Genomic DNA, 874 nt, shown 5'->3' on the forward strand with positions numbered 1-874 from the left:
GCGCAGGCAAGAGCACCTTCCTCAACGTGCTGACTGGCACGCTGCGCCCGACCAGCGGCAGCGTGCGCTTCCTCGGCCGCGACATCGCCGGCTTGCCGCTGCATCGCATCGCCCGGCTCGGTATCGCGCGAAAATTCCAGATCCCATCGGTCTTCTCCAGCCTGTCGGTGGAAGACAATCTGAAGGTGGCGCGGTGGGGCGTGCCGTCACCGGCCCGGCCGGTCGGCGAGCTGCTGGAGCTGGTCGCGCTCACCAATCGTGCCGCGACGCTGGCTGGCGAACTCGCGCATGGCCAGAAGCAATGGCTGGAGATCGGCATGGCGCTGGCGATCGAGCCACGGCTGCTGCTGCTCGACGAGCCGACCGCCGGCATGACGCCGCAGGAGACGCTGGCAACGGCCGAGATGCTGCTGCGGCTGAAGGGCGAATTCTCGATCGTCGCGGTCGAACACGACATCCGTTTCGTGCGGGCGCTGAATTGCGAGACGCTGGTGCTGCATCAGGGACGCCGGCTGCGCAGTGGTCCTTTCCACGACATCGAGGCCGACGAGATGGTCCGCGACGTCTATTTGGGGAGGCGCTGACCATGCTGCGGACGATCGCGGTCTCGGCCGGCTACGGCCTGCTCCCGGTGCTGAACGGTATAGACCTCAGTGTCGCGCCGGGCGAAGTCGTCGGCCTGCTTGGCCGCAACGGCGCCGGCAAGACGACGCTGCTGCGCGTCATCGCCGGCGGCTTGCGGGCGAGCGGCGGTGCTGTGGTTCTCGGCGACCAGGACCTCACGAACGCACCCGCCTTCCGCCGCGCGCGGGCGGGCATCGCGCATGTGCCGCAGGGCCGCGGCATCTTCAATCAGTTGACGGTGCGGCAAAAC

2 protein-coding genes are annotated in these 874 nt (G+C 68.4%); both read left to right on the forward strand.

Annotated features, from left to right (window positions below; genetic code table 11):
• A partial coding sequence (locus EN935_RS38115; protein ID WP_127374347.1) for an ATP-binding cassette domain-containing protein occupies nucleotides 1–584 on the forward strand: 584 nt, incomplete at its 5' end.
• Between the two features lie 2 nt (nucleotides 585–586).
• On the forward strand, nucleotides 587–874 hold a 288-nt coding region (locus EN935_RS38120), incomplete at its 3' end, for an ATP-binding cassette domain-containing protein (protein ID WP_127374348.1).

This window comes from Mesorhizobium sp. M7D.F.Ca.US.004.03.1.1, from assembly GCF_003998635.1.
In the GTDB taxonomy this organism is placed as follows: Bacteria; Pseudomonadota; Alphaproteobacteria; order Rhizobiales; family Rhizobiaceae; genus Mesorhizobium; species Mesorhizobium loti.